The organism is Streptomyces sp. NPDC050422 (assembly GCF_044458665.1).
Taxonomy (GTDB): Bacteria; Actinomycetota; Actinomycetes; order Streptomycetales; family Streptomycetaceae; genus Streptomyces.
In genome coordinates this window covers 1-15,463 of record NZ_JBITIE010000004.1, presented here as the reverse complement: position 1 = coordinate 15,463, position 15,463 = coordinate 1, and the positions used below count along the sequence as shown (strand labels likewise).

Below are 15,463 nucleotides of genomic sequence, written 5' to 3'. Positions count from 1 at the left end.
GCCGGGCGGTCAGCGGGCGGAGCTGACGGCGGCGAGCCCGCGCCCTTCCCGGTAGGCCAGAGCGGCTTCCGGCAGCTCGGAGAGGTGCCCGGCGAGGAGCACGGTGACTCCGGCGGCGGGTTCGGCCGACGGAGCGGGCTCGGCCCCGATCCGGCGCAGGGCCTGGGCGGCGACGGCGCCGGCGGAACCGTGCAGGACGACCGGCGGGCGGCCGGGCTGCTGGACGGCGCCGCGGATGCGTTCGGCGACCAGCTCGTAGTGGGTGCAGCCCAGCACGACGGCCTGCACGTCGGGCGGGGTGAGCGCGGCGGCGGCGGCCAGGGCCTTGTCGATGCCGGCCTCGTCCGCGTACTCCACGGCGTCGGCCAGGCCGGGGCAGGGCACCTCGGTGACGGCCGCGGACCCGCCGAAGTCGCGGATCAGTCCGCGCTGGTACGGGCTGCCGGTGGTGAGGGGGGTGGCCCAGATCGCGACCGGGCCGCCGGCCGCGGCGGCCGGCTTGATCGCGGGGACGGTGCCGATGACCGGCAGCGCGGGCTCCAGCTCGGCCCGGAGCGCGGCCAGGGCGTGCACGGAGGCCGTGTTGCAGGCGACGATCAGTGCGTCGGGCCGGTGGTCCGCGGCGGCCCGGGCGACGGCCAGGGCGCGTGCCGTGACGTCTTCGGGCGTACGGGGGCCCCAGGGCATGCTGGCGGGGTCCGACGAGAGCACCAGATCGGCGTCCGGCCTCAGACGGCGTACTGCCGCGGCGGCGGCCAGCAGGCCGATTCCGGAGTCCATGAGCGCGATCTTCACCCGGTCACCATAGTCGACCGCCCTTGCGGTCCCTGCTCAGTGGGGCAGACTTCGGCCAATGAGCGCCGTTGCCTGGATCGCCGTGGGTTCCCTTGTCGCGTGGGTATGGCTACTGCTGGGGCAGGGGTTCTTCTGGCGGACCGACCAGCGGCTGCCGAGCCGCGCGGACCCGGTGCACTGGCCCTCGGTCGCCGTCGTCGTGCCCGCGCGTGACGAGGCCGACATGCTCCCGGTGAGCCTGCCGTCGCTGATGGCGCAGGACTATCCGGGCCACGCCGAGATCTTCCTGGTGGACGACTGCAGCAAGGACGGCACGGGTGATCTCGCCCGTCAGCTGTCCGTACGGTGCGCGGGGCTGCCGGTCACCGTGGTGTCCCCGGGGGAGCCCGAGCCCGGCTGGACGGGCAAGCTCTGGGCCGTCCGGCACGGGATCGCGCTGGCCCGGTCCCGGGATCCCGAGTACCTGCTGCTCACGGACGCCGACATCGCGCACGAGCCGGACAGCCTGCGGGAACTGGTGGCGGCCGCCGGGTCGGGCGGCTTCGATCTGGTCTCACAGATGGCGCGGCTGCGGGTGGAGAGCGTCTGGGAGCGGCTGGTCGTGCCGGCCTTCGTCTACTTCTTCTCGCAGCTCTATCCGTTCCGGTGGGTGAACCGGGCGGGGACCCGGACAGCGGCCGCGGCGGGCGGCTGTGTGCTGCTGCGGACCGAGGCCGCGGTACGGGCGGGGGTGCCGGAGTCGATCCGGCACGCGGTGATCGACGACGTGTCCCTGGCGCGGGCGGTGCAGCGCAGCGGCGGGCGGATCTGGCTGGGGCTCGCGGAGCGGGTGGACAGCGTGCGGCCGTATCCGCGCCTGGCCGACCTGTGGCACATGGTCTCGCGGAGCGCGTACGCCCAGCTGCGGCACAATCCGCTGGTGCTGCTCGGTACGGTGCTGGGCCTCGTGGTCATCTACCTGGCACCGCCCGCGACACTCGCCGCGGGGCTGCTGGCCGGCGATCCGCCGGCCGCGTGGGCCGGGGGCGCGGCCTGGGCGGTGATGGCGGGTACGTACATGCCGATGCTGGGGTACTACCGGCAGTCGCTGTGGCTGGCTCCGCTGCTGCCGTTCACCGCGCTGCTGTACCTGCTGATGACGGTCGATTCCGCGGTGCAGCACTACCGCGGCCGCGGTGCGGCCTGGAAGGGGCGTACGTACGCCCGCCCCGAGGCCGCACCGGAGCGGTGACCGTCGGCAGGGCTCACTTGCGGCCGGGTGTCCAGTTCATGCCCCAGCCGTACGCCTGGTCGATGGTGCGCTGCGGGCTCACTCCGCGCTGCGGCACCAGATAGCGGGCCTCGCGCTGCACGGTGAGGTCGGACCCGGTGTTGGTGATGAGCGCGAGCGCGCAGACGGTCGAGGGGACGGTGCATTCGTCGAGCGAGAAGTCGATCGCCGCGCCGTGCTGCGGCTGGAGGGTGACGGTCGCATGCAGATCGGCGAAACTCCGGGCCCCCTCGTAGATGGTGACGAAGATCAGGAGCCGGCGGATCCTGGCCTTCTGGTCGAGGTTGATCGTCAGGTTCTCCCCGGAGGCGACAGCACCCGTCCGGTCGTCGCCGTCGAGCTGGACATACGGCGGCTGCTGAAGAGCGCCGAAGGCGTTTCCGAGCGCCTGCACCACTCCCTTGCGGCCGTCGGTCAGTTCGTAGAGGGCGCAGAGATCAAGATCGAGATCCGCGTGGTGTGCGACGGCCCTGCCGAGTTTGCTGCCCCATCCCTTGAACTGCTTGCGCACTTCCCAGTTGAGATTGACGCGCATGGCTCCCGAAGTGCCGCCCTGTTTCGCGAGCGAGACGGACGGCGCCTCCTTCGTGAGCGTCACCTTGGTGAGGCGGACGGGCTGGGTGACGGGTGGCGCCGGGGGTGCGGGCGGGGCCGGCGGGGCGGCGAGCGTCGGCTGGGGGTACTGGGGCGGAGGCGGCGTGGCGGCAACCCGCGTTGCCGGATGGGGCGGTTGGGGTTGCGGAGGTGCTTGGGGCTGAGGTGCCCGTGCGGGCTGCTGCGGTTCGTCGACGGAGATCCCGAAGTCCGTGGCGAGTCCCGCGAGCCCGGTGCCGTACCCCTGGCCGACCGCCCGGAACTTCCAGGCGCCCTGGCGCCGGTAGAGTTCGCCGAGGATAAAGGCGGTTTCGACCGTGGCGTCGGTGCTGTCGAAGCGTGCCAGTTCCGCGCCGTTCGCCGCGTCCGTGATCCGTACGTAGAGCCCGCTCACGCGCCCGAACGAGCCGCCGTCCGCGGAGGCCGCCAGCACCACGCGGTCGATGGCGGGCTCCACCCGGGCCAGGTCGACGGCGAGCGTGTCGGTGGCCGCACCGGCGGCGGTCCGCTTGCCTTCGTGACGCACCGCCCCGGATGCGTGGGCCGGTTGGTTGTAAAAGACGAAGTCCGCGTCACTGCGGACCTTTCCGGAGCCGAGGACAAGGAGCGCCGAGGCGTCCACGTCCGGGGTCCCGGGGGCGGTGTGCCACCCCAATTCGACGCGCACGGCCTGAGCCGCCACTGGAACATTGGTTCCTTTTAGCATGGTCATGCTCGCCCCCATCGCGAGTCCGGCTGCCGAGACTTTCCCGGTCAACCTAATGCCCGTCCCGTCACGCGGCCCACAGTGGTGCCGGCACGAAGCTGTGGACCCGTCGGTAACCCCTCGTGAACTCGCCTTTTACACGATCACAGCGCTCCTGGGTGCCCTTTTTTCCCAAGTTCGCTCGCATTGGGGATCGCTGTTCACTCACAACACGTAAAACAACCCTCTTATCGGGCTCCCCAATCAGCACATCGTGGGCTTAACTTAGGTGCCATGACCTCCCCCCGCTCCACCTACGGCGGCGGCTACTACGCCGCACCGTCGTTCCCCGACACTCCGATCTACGACTCCCTCGTCGCGGAGCGGGGCACGCCTCAGATCGCACCGATCCGAGTGCCCGCCGCCTATGACACCGGCAACAGCTATCTGCCGGCGCTCCCGTCGGCCCTGCCGGCTCTTCCCGCGGCCCCCTCCCAGCCGAGTCCGTCGTACGGCTACCAGCAGCCGATGGCGCAGCAGGGCTACGCGCCGATGCAGCCGGCGCAGCTGCAGCACGCTCCGGCGCCGTACATCCCGCAGCAGCCCTCCGCGGGCCGCGGCGGCTACCAGTCGCCTCCGCAGCAGCAGCGGCCCGCGCCCGGCACCGGCTACGAGTCGATGCGTCCGGCGTCGCCGCGGCCCGCGCCCGCGCAGTCCCCGTACGAGGACCCGTACAACCGTCCGTACCAGGGCCGGGGCTACTAGGACGCACTGCCCGTACGCAGCGACGGGCCGCCGGGGAGTGGCTGGCAGGATGGAGGCATGCCCTCTCCCGAACTGAGTGCCGTCCACATCCATCCGGTCAAGTCGCTGGCCGCGTGCACGGTCGGCGAGGCCGCCGTCGAGCCATGGGGACTCGATGGCGACCGACGCTGGATGCTGGTCGACACCACGGGCAAGGTGGTCACACAACGTCAGCAGCCCCGCATGGCGCTGATCTCCGCCACCCCAGTGCCGGGTGGCGGGATCACGCTGGCCGCGCCGGGGAGCGCGGCGCTCACCGTGGAGGTCCCGGAGCCCCGGAACACGGTCGCCGTGCAGTTGCACCGCAGCCGCCTCGACGTGGTCGAGGCGGCGCCGGGCGCCCACGCCTGGCTCGGCGCGTACCTCGGCGTGGAGGTCCGGCTGGTCCATCTCGACGCGCCGGACCGGCGCAGGCTCATCGACCCCGCGTACGCGCAGCCCGGTGAGACCGTCAGCCTGGCCGACGGCTTCCCCCTGCTGCTCACCACCCTCGCCTCGCTCGACGCACTGAACTCGCTCATCGCGGACGGCGACCACGCAGGCGAGGGGCCACTGCCGATGGACCGCTTCCGGCCGAATGCCGTCGTGGCCGGCACGACCGCCTGGGCGGAGGACGACTGGACCCGGCTCTCGATCGGCGACGTGACGTTCCGCGTGGTCAAACCCTGTGGCCGCTGCGTCATCACCACGACCGACCAGCACACCGCACACCGGGGCGCCGAACCCCTGCGCACGCTCGCCCGGCACCGCCGGTCCGGCAAGGACCTGCTCTTCGGCCAGAATCTGATCCCGGACACGGCAGGAGTCATCCGGGTCGGGGACCCGGTGCGCGTCCTTGGCTGACAGATCCCGCAGAACCCGGAACTCATGGGCACGCGCGGCGCGTTGAGTGGTGAGGTTGCTCTCTCTTCGTCGCTCCGGCGCGCGGACTGCGCCGTATCGGGTTATGACGGATACGGAAGGGGGTGCAGGACTGTGCGAGCGCTCACGGGAGTCTGGCGTTGGCGGCACAATCCCCTGTGCCGCGCCACGGACAGGCGCGAGGCGTGGGTGGCCCTGGTCGCGTTGCTTCTGCTCGTGCTGGCGGCGCCGGCACTCGGCTGGTACTGCGGGTCGCGCGTCGACGACGCCTTGCAGGATTCGGTGCGGGCCCAGCACGCGGGCCGCCGGCTCACCACGGCCGTCGTGGTGCACCAGGCCGCCCGCCACTTCGTGGCCGACCCCGAGATCTCCACGGGCCGGCAGGCGCAGACCCCGGTGGTGGCCCGCTGGCACGCCCCGGACGGTACGGCGCGCAGCGCCACGGTGACGACCGCGTCGCGCGACACCGCGGTCGGCGCGCGGGTGCGGATCTGGACGGACCGGGCGGGCAACCCCGCGCTGCGCCCGCTGGACGGGCCGACAGCGCACACCCATGCCGCGCTGGCGGGTTTCGGCGCGACGATGCTGTCCGTCCTGATCGTCGAGGGCGGGCGGCGTCTGGTCGTATGGCGCATGGTGCAACGGCGGTACGAACGGCTCGACCGGGCATGGGCCAAGGCCGGTCCGGACTGGGGCAGGACGGGCACCGGCAACTGAAGAGCTGCTGATCGGGTCAACTCCCGCCCTCCGCGCGCGCTACGGTGGACCGGCCCGCCCGTCACTCCTGCAGGCAGGCCTCGGGTGATCACTGCCGCGAGGCCGGTGACACGGGCTTCACACACGCACGAGGTGGGGGCACGACAGCGCCATGGCACAGGGCACGGTCCAGGTGACGCACACCGGCACATCGCGGTGGCGGCGCCGCACAGGCGAATACGCCTCCCTCACCGCGGCTCTGGAAGCGGCGGCGGACGGTGATGTGCTCACCGTCGCGCCGGGCACCTACCGGGAGAATCTGGTCATCGCGCGCGCGGTGACGCTGCGGGGGCCCGAGGGCTCCGTCGGCTCCGTGCGGATCGCCCCCGTCGACGGTGTCCCGCTGACCCTGCGTGCCTCGGCCGTCGTCCAGGACCTGCACGTGGAGGGCCAGGACTCCGCCGCCCCCGCCCTGCTGGTCGAGGAGGGCGCCCCGGACCTCGCGGACCTGCGGATCGTGACCCGCTCGGCCGCCGGCATCGAGGTACGCGGTGCGGCGCGGCCCACCGTGCGCCGCTGCACCGTCGACAATCCGGCCGGGGTCGGCATCGCCGTGCTCGACGGCGCGGGCGGGGTGTTCGAGGAGTGCGAGATCGTCTCGGCCGGGCAGTCCGGTGTCTCGGTTCGCGACGGCGCGCATCCGAGGCTGGAGCGCTGCCGCATCCATCACGCCTCGGGCGCGGGTCTGTCCGTCACCGGCGAGGGCAGCGGCCTGGAGGCGGTCGGCTGCGAGATCTACGAGATCAAGGGCAGCGGGATACAGGTGTCGGCCCGCGCCGCCGCCCATCTCACCGACTGCACCGTGCACCGCACCTCCGCGGACGGCGTCACGTTGGACACCGACGCGGTGCTCACCCTGGCCGACTGCGACATCCACGACATCCCCGAGAACGCGGTGGACCTGCGGTCGCGCTCGGTCCTCACGCTGACGCGTTCGACGGTGCGCCGGTTCGGCCGCAACGGGCTCTCCGTCTGGGACCCCGGCACCCGGGTCGACGCCAATCAGTGCGAGATCCACGACAGCACCGGCGACTACCCCGCGGTCTGGGTCAGCGACGGGGCGACCGTGATACTGGACGCGTGCCGCGTCCACGACGTGCCGGACGCCCTCTTCGTCCTCGACCGGGGCTCGCGCGCCGATGTCGTGGACAGCGACCTGTCCCAGGTCCGCAACACCGCTGTGTCGGTCAGCGACGGGGCGACCGCGCAGCTCGACGACTGCCGCATCAGGGAGGCGTCGACCGGCGCCTGGTTCCGCGACCACGGCAGCGGCGGCACCCTGAACAACTGCACCATCGACGCGGCGCAGACCGGCGTGATCGTCACCAAGGGCGCCGATCCGACGATCGAACGCTGCACCGTCACCTCCCCCGCCGAGGCCGGCTTCTACGTGTCGGCCGAGGGGCGTGGCACCTTCCGCAGCTGCCGGGTCACCGGCAGTGAGGGTTACGGCTTCCATGTCATGGACGGCTGCCGTACGACGCTGACGCGCTGCCGTACGGAGCGGTGTGCCCGGGGCGGTTACGAGTTCCCGGAGGGCGGGGCCCATGGTGACGCCTCGGCCGTCGGGCCGGTCGTGGAGGACTGCACCAGCGACGAGAGCGGTCTGCGTACCGCCACTCCCCCGCCGCCCGCAGTCCTGACGGCCGCCCAGTCGACTCCGGGGCTGCTGGGGGCGGTCCCCGCGCCGCGCACGGTGGAGCCCGCGGCGGCCGAGGTCCCGGCCGAGCCCGCGCGCACGTCGGGAGCGGTGCTCGGCGAACTGGACGCGCTGGTCGGCCTCGACAGCGTCAAGCGCGAGGTGCGCGCGCTCACCGACATGATCGAGGTGGGGCGCCGGCGTCAGCAGGCGGGCCTGAAGGCGGCGTCGGTCCGCCGCCATCTCGTCTTCACCGGCTCCCCCGGCACCGGCAAGACCACGGTGGCCCGGCTGTACGGCGAGATCCTGGCCTCACTCGGGGTGCTGGAGCGGGGCCATCTGGTCGAGGTGTCCCGGGTCGACCTGGTCGGCGAGCACATCGGCTCGACCGCCATCCGCACCCAGGAGGCGTTCGACCGGGCGCGGGGCGGGGTGCTGTTCGTCGACGAGGCGTACGCCCTGTCCCCCGAGGACTCCGGCCGGGACTTCGGCCGGGAGGCGATCGACACGCTGGTGAAACTGATGGAGGACCACCGGGACGCGGTGGTCGTCATCGTCGCCGGGTACACCCACGAGATGGAGCGGTTCCTCACCGTCAACCCCGGTGTGGCGTCCCGGTTCTCACGGACGATCACCTTCAGCGACTACGAGCCGGACGAGCTCCTGCGTATCGTCGAGCAGCAGACCGAGGAGCAGGAGTACAGCCTGGCGTCCGGGACCGGGGAGGCGCTGCTGAAGTACTTCACCGAGCTTCCCAAGGGGCCCGCCTTCGGCAACGGGCGCACGGCCCGCCAGACCTTCGAGTCGATGGTCGAACGGCATGCGGGGCGGGTCGCCCAGCTCGCCGAGACGAGCACGGACGACCTCACTCTGCTGTTTCCGGAAGACCTTCCGGAACTGCCCTGACCTCTCTTCCGGACACGTCCGCCTGGTGTGGCAGGACGGGGACGAGCCGTTCCAGGAGCGCGGCACGCTCCTGGGCGAAGACGGGGTCCGCCTGGTAGTCGGAGTGCCCCAGCACCGGCTCGGGAAGCGGGTGTTCGGGGGTGCGCCCGTAGACCAGCGGATCCTGCAACGGGCCCCGGTCCACCTCCGGCCCGGACTCCTCGCCGAGGCGTACCTCGCCGCCGATCGGGTCGGTGGCCCGCCACAGGTTGCGCCAGCAGTGGACGGACCGGTGCAGCCCGTGCAGTTGGACGGGGCCGAAGTAGGCAGGGAACCAGCGCCCGTAGAGGCGTTCGATCGGTGATCCGTAGGTGAGCAGGGCGACCCGGCCGCGTGTTCCGGCGGGCAGTTGCCAGACCGCCGAGGCGGCCAGGACGCTGCCCTGGGAGTGGCCCGAGATGACGAGCCTGCCGCGGGTGCGAGCGGTCCAGCCGGACATGCGTGAGGCCAGGTCGGGGACGGCCCGCTCGGCGTAGCACGGCGGGGCGAAGGGGTGTGCGGCGCGCGGCCAGAACGTCCCCACGTCCCAGAGGATGCCGATGGTGCGCCGGGCCGAGGCGTCCCGGTAGGCGCGCCGTCCGCAGGCGACGAACACCAGGAAGCCGAAGCCGATGAGCCAGGAACCGGTGGACTGCGCCGCCTCGGCCACCGATTCGACGAAGGGGCTGCTGCCGTCCATCGCGAGGCCGGGGACCTGGCCGCTCGCCCATGCCCCGCCGACCGCCGCCGCACCGAGCAGCAGCGTGGCGCCGGAGACCAGGCCCAGCATGCCGGGGGCCGAGTCGGTGAGGGCGGCCGTGGCGCGGATCCGGGCGATCTGCCTGCTCCGCGCGGGGTCGGGCCGCACCTCCTCGTACTCCGCGTCGACCAGCGGCTCCAGCCGGCGGGCCACGCGGTACGTCCGCAGGCCGAGCACGAGACCCGGGACCAGGAGCAGCGCCAGGAGCACCGGGATGACGGAAGCCTGCCAGCTGAGGAGCACCGGTGGCCCCTCTATGAGGGCGCTGCGGCCCATCCCGGGGCTGCCGGGACCGTCGAGCCAGTCCGCGACGCGCTGGGCCACGCCGCCGGTCATCACGCCGCCGAGCGCGCAGGCGAGCATCGCGACGGCGGGGCCGCCGAGTCCGTGCAGCACGGTGCGCGGCTCGGGGCTGCGCCGGTACAGGTTCAGCGACACGACGGCGAGTACGACGACGAGTGCGCCCTGGGCGAGGGTGACGACGCGGAACATGACGTCCCCGGGAAGCGCCCCTGCGGAGACCCAGCCTGGCCGCGACCAGGCGGCGTGCAGCGCGGTGAGGACGAGCAGGACGAGGGCGGTCGCGGGCAGATACGTGACGACGGCGCGGTCGAGGCGGTTGTCGAGGCGCCGTTCGCTCCGGCCGCGCCGGCAGACGACGCCGAGCACGACGAGTGCCCCCGCCACGAGGAGGGCCTCGATCAGCTGCCCGAACACTTCGGGCACCGGACCGGTGACGGAACGGTCCCGGCGGGCCACCGCGCCCGCGACGAAGGCGGTGACGGTGAGGAACCCGGCGGCCGTGTGGGCGGCGCGCAGTCGCGCGACGAGGCGGCGTCCGTACCAGAATCCGGGCCGTCCCAGCGCGGGGCGCACCACTGCGGCCGCGTCCGGGGCGGAGGCCGGCGGCGGTGCGTCGTCCTCCGGGTCGGTGCCGGTGAGCGGGCGCTGGGACTCGTAGGCGCTCCAGGTCCGGTTGGACAGGTACCAGAGCAGTCCCACCAGCGCGGTCGGTGCCAGGGCGGCGAGGGCGAGTCGGCGGCCCGGCTGGGACCACCAGCCGCCCTGCGAGGTCGACAGGAACCCCAGCCACGACCGCTGGTCGGAACAGTCCGGCACCCCCGCGCACTGCCAGGCGGTCAGATCGAGCGCGACCTCGCAGACGGCGGCGGTCAGCAGGACGGTGAGGCTCAGCGCGACGAGCCGGACGAGCACGCCGTACAGCCGGATCGCCCGTGGGCGGCGCGTGGCGGCCGGGCGCATCCAGTGGGCGAGGTTGATCACCATGAACGGGAGCAGCAGGAGCCACAGCGCCCGGGAGCCGTTGCCGGAGGTCAGGTTCGACCAGCAGTACGCCTCGGGGATCGGCCGGTCCCGGTAGCGCTCGGGGTGGGACTCCGCGTCGACGTCGTCGGTGCGCCGGTAGATGGCGGCGGTGGCGTCACCGGTGACCCGGACCGTGCGCGGATCGACGAGCATGTCCTGGGGGGTGGCTCCGCCCACGCCGTGGACCAGCAGTTCCAGTGCGGGTCCTTCGTTCTGCGGGGGCCGGTTGGCAGGTGGCACGGGGGACTCGCTCTCGAACGTGGGGGACGCGGCTGATGCCCGGTCACCAGAGTGGTGGATGAGCCCGGGTGTCCGCACCGCTCTTGCGTAATCTCCCCAGTGGGGCGGCCCGCGACACCGCGTGGCAGGATGAGCCATCGGTATGGACTGCCGCACGGCAGAGGGAAGGACCGGGCACTGCGTTGAGCGAGAATCAGAATCTGCTCGCGGAGCAGCGGCGCGCGCTGATCCTCGACGAGGTGCGCAGGCGCGGCGGGGTCAGGGTCAACGAGCTGACCCGGAAGCTGAGCGTCTCCGACATGACCGTCCGCCGGGACCTGGACGCGCTGGCCCGCCAGGGGGTCATCGAGAAGGTGCACGGCGGCGCGGTGCCCGTGGTCGAGGCGAGTACGCACGAGCCCGGCTTCGAGGCGAAGTCGGCGCTGGAGCTGTCCGCCAAGGAGGACATCGCACGGGCCGCCGGCGCGTTGGCCGTGCCCGGCAGTGCCATCGCGCTTTCCGGCGGTACCACGACCTACGCCCTCGCCCAGCATCTGCTGGACGTACCGGACTTGACGGTGGTGACCAATTCGGTGCGGGTCGCCGACGTGTTCCACGCCGCCCAGCGTCCGGGCTCCCCGGGCTCGCGGCCGGGTGCCGCGACGGTGGTACTCACCGGCGGGGTCCGGACCCCTTCCGACTCGCTGGTCGGCCCCGTCGCCGACCGGGCGATCGCCTCTCTCCACTTCGATGTGCTCTTCCTCGGTGTTCACGGGATCTCGGTGGAGGGCGGGCTGTCCACGCCGAATCTGGCGGAGGCCGAGACCAACCGCCGCTTCGTCCAGTCGGCGCGGCGCGTGGTAGTGGTCGCGGACCACACCAAGTGGGGCACGGTGGGCCTGAGTTCGTTCGCCACGTTGGATCAGGTGCACACGTTCGTCACGGACGCGGGTCTGTCCGAGGGTGCCCGCGAGGAGATCGAGGAGCATCTGCCGGGTCTCGTGGTGGCGGGCCGGACCGGGAACGGCGAACCGGCACAGGACTGAGCACGGACTCCGCTCAGCTCGCGCCGCGACCGTGACGTCCTAGGATCGACCTGTGGCCGTCTTCCGGATCGAGCGCTTCACCCCTCTGCCCGCAGCCGAGTCCTGGCGCCGGGTGACGGACTGGGAGCGGCATGCCGCGCATGTCCCGCTGACGACGATCGCGGTGCCCACCGGGCTGCCGACCCGTATCGGGACGGTCTTCGTGGCGCGTACGGGGATCGGCCCGCTGGCGTTCGACGATCCGATGGAAGTGGTGCGGTGGTCACCGCCGGCCGGCAGCAGGGCGGGGATGTGCCAACTGGAGAAGCGCGGCCGGGTGGTGCGGGGCCGGGCGTCGATCGACGTGTACCCGACACGCACCGGCTCCCATGTGGTGTGGGTGGAGGAGCTCTCCGTGCGGCTGCTGCCGCGCTGGGGTGATCCCCTGATCACCGGCGCGGGCCGGCGGATCTTCGGCCGGGTGCTCGACTCGATGCTGGACAGGCCGGCGCAGCCGTACGACTGAGGCCCGGCCCCCGGTGGCGATCGGCCGCACCACGTAACGCATCGTGATCCGGGTCGCCGGATCCGGCGACATCTGACGGTGCGCCAGCTATGGTGTGCGCGAACCCGTCCGCCCGCCGACCGCACGGGAGGTGCGTTCATGGCACGCCGACTCCGCTCCGTAGGCCTCGACTTCGTCGGGTCCGCCCCGCTGCGGCTGGTGTTCGCCGCCGAGGTCTCGGCGCCGCCCGACGTCGTGTACCGCGCCCTGGCCGACGATGTCGATGGCTGGCCCCGCTGGTTCACGTCGGTGACGGCGGCGCTGCCGCTCGACGGCGGTGCGGGCCGCGAGGTGCGGCTGCGGGGCGGGATCACGTTCCGGGAGACGGTCGTGGCCACCGATCCCGGTGAGCGGTACGCCTACCGCGTGGACCGGTCCAACGCACCGGGCCTGCAGGCCCTGTTGGAGGAATGGCTGCTGACCCCGGCCGGTTCCGGCACCCGGGTGCAGTGGACCTTTGCGGCCGACGGTTCGCCGCTGTTCCGGTTCACGTTGCGGCGGGCGCGGGGGGCGGTGGGCCGGTCGTTCCGGGACGCGGTGCGCAATCTGGACCGGCGGCTCTCGGCGGCCGCCACCTGAGGGCCGTACGGCGCCCGGGCAGTGCGGTCAGGCCGAACGCTCCTGCTGCCCCGGCCAGTTGCCGGTGGCCAGGAAGTGGTCGATCGTCCGCGTGTACGGGGCGATGTCGAGGCCCTGGGCGGCCAGCCACTGGTCGGAGTAGTACTTGTCGAGGTAGCGGTCGCCCGGGTCGCAGATCAGGGTGACGATGCTGCCGGTACGGCCCAGTGCGACCATCTCGGCGACCAGCTTGAAGGCGCTCCACAGGCCGGTGCCGGTGGAGCCGCCCGCCTTGCGGCCGATGGACCGCTCCAGGGCGCGCACGGCCGCGACGGTGGCCGCGTCCGGGACCTTCATCATCCGGTCGATGGCGCCCGGGACGAAGCTCGGCTCCATCCGCGGCCGGCCGATGCCCTCGATGCGGGAGCCGCAGTCGCTGGTGGCGTGCGGGTCGTGGTGCGTCCAGCCGTCGAAGAAGCAGGAGTTCTCCGGGTCGGGCACACAGATGCGGGTGTCGTGCTGCATGTAGTGCACGTACCGCGCGATGGTGGCCGAGGTGCCGCCCGTGCCCGCCGTGGCGACGATCCAGGCCGGCTCGGGGTACCGCTCCATCCTCAACTGCTGGTAGATGGACTCCGCGATGTTGTTGTTCCCCCGCCAGTCCGTGGCCCGCTCGGCGTAGGTGAACTGGTCCATGTAGTGACCGCCGGTCTCCTCGGCGAGCCCGGCCGACTCCTCGTAGAGCTTGCGCGAGTCGTCGACGAAGTGGCAGCGGCCGCCGTGGAATTCGATGAGCCGGCACTTCTCGGGGCTGGTGGTTCGGGGCATCACGGCGATGAACGGGACGCCGATCAGCTTGGCGAAGTACGCCTCCGAGACGGCGGTCGAACCGCTCGACGCCTCGATCACGGGCTTGCCGGGACGGATCCAGCCGTTGCAGAGCCCGTAGAGGAACAGCGACCGTGCCAGCCGGTGCTTGAGGCTGCCCGTGGGGTGGGTCGACTCGTCCTTGAGGTAGAGGTCGATGCCCCAGCTCTCGGGGAGCGGGAAGCGCAGCAGATGGGTGTCGGCGGAGCGGTTGGCGTCGGCCTGGACCTTGCGGACGGCCTCCTTCAGCCAGGCGCGGTACGCCAGGTCGGTGCGGTCGATGTCGACGGTCGCCACGGCGTCGCCGTCGTGCCTGTGCTCACTCGTGCCCATCAGCGCGCTTCTCCTCGTAGGACCGGTCTCGGCGGGCCCCACGATAAGCCCCCTACCTGCGCAAACGTTGACTTTGATACTCCATAGCACTGCCTTGGTGTCACGGGCGGGCTCGGGCGGGCCGCCGCGTCAGGAATGGGCGCTTGCGTCCCGTTCCGCCCTGGTGCATACGCCCCCGGGTGTGCACACTTCCTCTCAGGGGCGTGACGAAGGGGGCGAAGGGGCCGTGCACGAAAAGGAGTTCAGTGAGACGGGTGTACGTATCGACCGGTGGGCGCGCTCGCTCACCCGGGCGGGGCAGGTCACCGTCAAGGACGGCCGGGTGGCGCTGCTCACCAGCTACGGCCGCGAGATCGACAGCGCACCGGCGGGGACGGTGAGCGCGGGCAGACCGTGGTTCGCGGGCGAGGACGCCACGGTGGCGCGGGTGAACGGAACGCGGTACCGGCTGACGATGCCGCGGCGCCCCGACAAGCCGGACGACGCCGCACCCGCCCGTCGCTTCCTGGAGGCCGTACGCCGGGCGGGCGGGCGGCGGGGCTGACGGAGCGGGGCCGCGGGAACACCGCGAGTTGCGGAGCGGTGGCGGCTGGGTGACATTGGAGTCACGTCACTCATGGTTCACCGGCGGTGACAATGCGATCCAGGCCGCCGGGCCAGAACCAGCAGCCAGCCATCTGCTGGATCCGTTCCTTCGTCTTCTTCCGGACCTACTTCGGGGAGTCGCAGCCGTGATCAGCGAGCCAAGCAGGCACTGCACGGTGGAGCTCCAGGCCCTGCCGTCGCGGATCGGTCAGGTCCGCAGAATCATCTCGGCGCAGTTGCGCTACTGGCATCTCGATCCTTTGATCGACCAGGCAGCGCTCGGCGTCACAGAACTGCTGACCAATGTCCACCGGCATGCGCAGCCGGACAAATCATGCACCGTCGAGGTCGAGTTGCTGCTCGAACGGCTGACGGTGTCCGTCCATGACCACGACCCACGGCTGCCGACCGTGCGCGAGGCCAGCGACTCCAGTACGTCGGGGCGCGGACTCGCACTGATTGCCGCGGTCAGTGAGAGCTGGGGCGTCCGCCCGCGGGGCGGTGCGGGAAAGGTGGTCTGGTTCACCCTCCCCACTCCCTCCCTGTTCGCCACACAGCCACCGCACGCGCTGTACGGGGCGACGACCGACGGGCCGTTCGAACCGATCGGCATCACCACACCGGACGGCGTATCGCCCTCGGTGGCCAGGTCGGTGGTCGTCGGCTGACGCCACAGGAGCGGGGCGCCCCTCGGGGCGTCCCGCTCCTGTCGTGCCCGTACGGCCAGGGGCTGTCCGACCCTGATCCAAACGAAAGGCCCTAGTCTCAATGCCGTTCGGTTAGAGGTTCGATCTGCGGCGCAATGCTCGGCGTTTCGGCTGGTGATACGGGTGCAGCCCTTGTAGGGGTTCTCGGGTCCGCCAAGACTCGTGTTCCTTCACAAGGGCTGCTGTGTCC

The 15,463-nt window shown here is 72.0% G+C and carries 13 protein-coding genes and 1 pseudogene; 10 read left to right on the top strand and 4 right to left on the bottom strand.

Annotation, left to right across the window (positions count from 1 at the left end):
* Positions 1–9 precede the first annotated feature (9 nt).
* Positions 10–795, bottom strand: coding sequence for a glutamate racemase (locus ACIBJG_RS06500; protein WP_399304572.1), 786 nt, complete (start codon positions 793–795; stop codon positions 10–12).
* A gap of 58 nt (positions 796–853) precedes the next feature.
* On the opposite strand from ACIBJG_RS06500, the gene ACIBJG_RS06495 reads away from it, so the two are divergent.
* A complete protein-coding gene (locus tag ACIBJG_RS06495) occupies positions 854–2,026 on the top strand; it encodes a glycosyltransferase (RefSeq protein ID WP_399304570.1) in 1,173 nt (390 codons plus the stop codon).
* Positions 2,027–2,039: 13 nt separating this feature from the next.
* Here ACIBJG_RS06495 and ACIBJG_RS06490 read toward each other — a convergent pair whose 3' ends face one another.
* The gene (locus ACIBJG_RS06490; protein WP_399304568.1) at positions 2,040–3,383 is read right to left on the bottom strand and encodes a TerD family protein; all 1,344 of its coding nucleotides are present in this window, start codon (positions 3,381–3,383) and stop codon (positions 2,040–2,042) included.
* Positions 3,384–3,638: 255 nt separating this feature from the next.
* Between ACIBJG_RS06490 and ACIBJG_RS06485 the strand changes: the two genes are divergently transcribed.
* The 4 genes from ACIBJG_RS06485 to ACIBJG_RS06470 all read left to right on the top strand — a co-directional run bounded on the left by ACIBJG_RS06485 (position 3,639) and on the right by ACIBJG_RS06470 (position 8,310).
* Positions 3,639–4,109: a DUF6643 family protein gene (locus tag ACIBJG_RS06485; RefSeq protein WP_399304566.1), complete on the top strand. Its 471-nt coding sequence runs from the start codon at positions 3,639–3,641 to the stop codon at positions 4,107–4,109.
* Positions 4,110–4,166: 57 nt separating this feature from the next.
* Positions 4,167–4,991 (top strand): MOSC domain-containing protein, encoded by an 825-nt coding sequence (locus ACIBJG_RS06480; RefSeq protein WP_399304564.1) that lies wholly within the window; start codon positions 4,167–4,169, stop codon positions 4,989–4,991.
* Positions 4,992–5,123: 132 nt separating this feature from the next.
* The gene (locus ACIBJG_RS06475; protein ID WP_399304562.1) at positions 5,124–5,726 is read left to right on the top strand and encodes a hypothetical protein; all 603 of its coding nucleotides are present in this window, start codon (positions 5,124–5,126) and stop codon (positions 5,724–5,726) included.
* Between the two features lie 151 nt (positions 5,727–5,877).
* Positions 5,878–8,310, top strand: coding sequence for a right-handed parallel beta-helix repeat-containing protein (locus tag ACIBJG_RS06470; protein ID WP_399304560.1), 2,433 nt, complete (start codon positions 5,878–5,880; stop codon positions 8,308–8,310).
* Here the strand turns inward: ACIBJG_RS06470 and ACIBJG_RS06465 are convergent.
* A pseudogene (locus ACIBJG_RS06465) lies at positions 8,283–10,654 on the bottom strand (hypothetical protein); the annotation flags it as partial. The gene ACIBJG_RS06470 and the pseudogene ACIBJG_RS06465 sit on opposite strands and share 28 nt — an antisense overlap.
* 182 nt (positions 10,655–10,836) lie before the next feature.
* Between ACIBJG_RS06465 and ACIBJG_RS06460 the strand changes: the two are divergent.
* From ACIBJG_RS06460 to ACIBJG_RS06450, 3 genes are all read left to right on the top strand, one after another.
* The gene (locus ACIBJG_RS06460) at positions 10,837–11,679 is read left to right on the top strand and encodes a DeoR/GlpR family DNA-binding transcription regulator (RefSeq protein ID WP_399304558.1); all 843 of its coding nucleotides are present in this window, start codon (positions 10,837–10,839) and stop codon (positions 11,677–11,679) included.
* Between the two features lie 52 nt (positions 11,680–11,731).
* Positions 11,732–12,184 (top strand): SRPBCC family protein, encoded by a 453-nt coding sequence (locus tag ACIBJG_RS06455; RefSeq protein WP_399304556.1) that lies wholly within the window; start codon positions 11,732–11,734, stop codon positions 12,182–12,184.
* A gap of 138 nt (positions 12,185–12,322) precedes the next feature.
* Entirely contained in the window at positions 12,323–12,802 is a 480-nt protein-coding gene (locus tag ACIBJG_RS06450) for an SRPBCC family protein (RefSeq protein ID WP_399304554.1), read from the top strand.
* 27 nt (positions 12,803–12,829) lie between these two features.
* Here the strand turns inward: ACIBJG_RS06450 and ACIBJG_RS06445 are convergent, their stop codons facing one another.
* A complete protein-coding gene (locus ACIBJG_RS06445; protein WP_399304552.1) occupies positions 12,830–13,981 on the bottom strand; it encodes a PLP-dependent cysteine synthase family protein in 1,152 nt (383 codons plus the stop codon).
* Positions 13,982–14,207: 226 nt separating this feature from the next.
* Here ACIBJG_RS06445 and ACIBJG_RS06440 point away from each other — a divergent pair, with 226 nt between their 5' ends.
* Positions 14,208–14,525 carry a hypothetical protein gene (locus tag ACIBJG_RS06440; protein WP_399304550.1) on the top strand — a complete coding sequence of 106 codons (318 nt, stop codon included), beginning with the start codon at positions 14,208–14,210 and terminating at the stop codon, positions 14,523–14,525.
* A 187-nt stretch (positions 14,526–14,712) separates the two neighbouring features.
* A complete protein-coding gene (locus ACIBJG_RS06435) occupies positions 14,713–15,234 on the top strand; it encodes an ATP-binding protein (protein ID WP_399304548.1) in 522 nt (173 codons plus the stop codon).
* The last annotated feature ends 229 nt before the right edge of the window (positions 15,235–15,463 follow it).

Excerpts from the sequence above, each read along its gene's own strand:
- ACIBJG_RS06495 (WP_399304570.1), top strand. The coding sequence starts at position 854 with ATGAGCGCCGTTGCCTGGATCGCCGTGGGTTCCCTTGTCGCGTGGGTA.
- ACIBJG_RS06445 (WP_399304552.1), bottom strand. The coding sequence starts at position 13,981 with ATGGGCACGAGTGAGCACAGGCACGACGGCGACGCCGTGGCGACCGTC.
- ACIBJG_RS06480 (WP_399304564.1), top strand. The coding sequence starts at position 4,167 with ATGCCCTCTCCCGAACTGAGTGCCGTCCACATCCATCCGGTCAAGTCG.
- ACIBJG_RS06490 (WP_399304568.1), bottom strand. The coding sequence starts at position 3,383 with ATGGGGGCGAGCATGACCATGCTAAAAGGAACCAATGTTCCAGTGGCG.
- ACIBJG_RS06470 (WP_399304560.1), top strand. The coding sequence starts at position 5,878 with ATGGCACAGGGCACGGTCCAGGTGACGCACACCGGCACATCGCGGTGG.
- ACIBJG_RS06450 (WP_399304554.1), top strand. The coding sequence starts at position 12,323 with ATGGCACGCCGACTCCGCTCCGTAGGCCTCGACTTCGTCGGGTCCGCC.
- ACIBJG_RS06485 (WP_399304566.1), top strand. The coding sequence starts at position 3,639 with ATGACCTCCCCCCGCTCCACCTACGGCGGCGGCTACTACGCCGCACCG.